Origin of the sequence: Burkholderia sp. Se-20378, assembly GCF_017104665.1 — a bacterium.
GTDB lineage: Bacteria > Pseudomonadota > Gammaproteobacteria > Burkholderiales > Burkholderiaceae > Burkholderia > Burkholderia lata.
Genome location: NZ_JAAGPG010000882.1, coordinates 1 through 2140 on the forward strand (window position 1 = coordinate 1; position 2140 = coordinate 2140).

The following is a 2140-nucleotide window of genomic DNA, read 5'->3' on the forward strand; positions in this document are numbered from 1 at the left end:
TGTCGTCGGCTTCGACAACATCCCGGCCGCCGCGCACGCGAGCCCGCCGCTCACGACGCTCGCGGTCGACAAGGAGGCGCTCGGCCGCCGCGGCGTCGAGCTGCTGCTCGCGGAAGCGCCCGAGCGCACCGAGATTTCCCTGCCCGTCGAGCTGATCGTGCGGGCCAGCAGTCAGCCCGCCGGCTCCCCGGCACTCGATACCGCCACGGTCACCGAATCATGAACATGCCCCCGGTCCAACCCTGCACGGCCGCGCCGGCCGCCCACACGCAAGCCGCGCCGTTCGTCGCGAGTTTCCGCGACCCGTCGTTCCTGCTGTCGCACATCGAGGACACGCTGCGCTTCTACGCAACGAACGCGTTCGACCCGACGGGCGGCTTCTACCATTACTTCCGCGACGACGGCAGCATCTACAACCGCACGTCGCGCCACCTCGTCAGCAGTTGCCGGTTCGTCTTCAACTACGCGATGGCGTACCGGCATTTCGGCGATCCGCGCCACCTGGAATACGCGCGCCACGGGCTGCGCTTCCTGCGCGACGCGCACTGGGACGACGAACTGCAGGGCTACGACTGGGAACTCGACTGGCGCGACGGCGCGAAGCGCGCGACGCTCGACGGCACGCGCCACTGCTACGGCCTCGCGTTCGTGCTGCTCGCGGCCTCGCACGCAACGATGGCCGGCATCGACGAGGCCCGCCCGCTGATCGCGACCACCTTCGAGCTCGCCGAGCACCGCTTCTGGGATGCGGCCGCGGGCCTCTATGCGGATGACGCGACACCGAACTGGATCGTGTCGTCGTACCGCGGCCAGAACGCCAACATGCACATGACGGAGGCGCTGCTCGCGGCGTACGAGGCGACCGGCCACCTCACGTACCTCGATCGCGCGGAAAAGCTCGCGTCCCACATCACGCAGCGCCAGGCCTCACTGTCGGGCGGGCTCGTGTGGGAGCACTACCATGCGGACTGGTCGGTCGACTGGGACTACAACAAGGAAGACAGCTCGAACATCTTCCGTCCGTGGGGCTTCCAGCCCGGGCACCAGACCGAATGGGCGAAGCTGCTGCTGATCCTCGAGCGGCACCGCCCGCTCGACTGGCTTGTGCCGCGCGCGGCCGAGCTGTTCGACGCGGCGCTCACGCACGCGTGGGACGCCGATCACGGCGGGCTGTACTACGGCTTCGGCCCCGACTTCACGATCTGCGACCACAACAAGTATTTCTGGGTGCAGGCGGAAACCTTCGCGGCCGCCGCGATGCTCGGCGCGCGCACCGGCAGCGAGCGCTTCTGGGACTGGTACGACGAGATCTGGCGCTATAGCTGGACGCACTTCGTCGATCACCGCTACGGCGCGTGGTACCGCATCCTCACCTGCGACAACCGCAAGTACAGCGACGAGAAGAGCCCGGCCGGCAAGACCGACTATCACACGATGGGCGCGTGCTACGACGTGCTCGCGACCCTCGCGCGCGCGCAGCGCAGCGAGCCGACGCAATGAGTGGCGGCACGTTTCCGGCTTTCGTGTCGGCGGGCGACATCCTGACCGACATGGTGCGGGCGGGCGACGCGCAATGGACCTCGGTGCCGGGTGGCGCCGGCTGGAACGTCGCGCGCGCGGTTGCGCGGCTCGGCGTGCCGAGCGCGCTCGCGGGCTCGATCGGCGAAGACTGCTTCTCCGACGTGCTGTGGCGCACGAGCGAAGCGGCCGGGCTCGACCTGCGCTTCCTGCAGCGCGTCGCGCGGCCGCCGCTGCTCGCGATCGTCCACGAGACCCGCCCGCCTGCGTACTTCTTCATCGGCGAAGCGAGCGCCGACCTCGCGTTCGATCCGGCGCAACTGCCGGCCGGCTGGACCGACCACGTGAAATGGGCGCACTTCGGCTGCATCAGCCTCGTGCGCGAGCCGCTCGCCGGCACGCTGGCCGCGCTCGCGGCCGACCTGCACGCGCGCGGCGTGAAGATCAGCTTCGACCCGAACGTCCGGAACCTGATGACGGCCGCATACCGGCCGACGCTGGAGAAGATGGCCGCGCTCGCCGACCTGATCAAGGTGTCCGACGAGGACCTGCGGCACCTGTTCGGCGGCGACGGCCCCGACGCGATCGGCGCGGTGCGTGCGCTGAACCCGCGCGCGGCGGT

General features: G+C 69.8%; 3 protein-coding genes. All 3 read left to right on the plus strand.

Annotated elements, in window-relative coordinates:
* Nucleotides 1-223, plus strand: a 223-nt coding sequence (locus G3N93_RS38550) for a substrate-binding domain-containing protein (protein WP_206135385.1), incomplete at its 5' end; no start/stop codon positions are given.
* On the plus strand, nucleotides 220-1500 hold the full coding sequence (locus G3N93_RS38555) for an AGE family epimerase/isomerase (RefSeq protein ID WP_206135386.1): 1281 nt from the start codon (nucleotides 220-222) through the stop codon (nucleotides 1498-1500). The genes G3N93_RS38550 and G3N93_RS38555, both read left to right, overlap by 4 nt.
* Nucleotides 1497-2140: PfkB family carbohydrate kinase (locus tag G3N93_RS38560; RefSeq protein WP_206135387.1), on the plus strand; the 644-nt coding region annotated here is incomplete at its 3' end. The genes G3N93_RS38555 and G3N93_RS38560, both read left to right, overlap by 4 nt.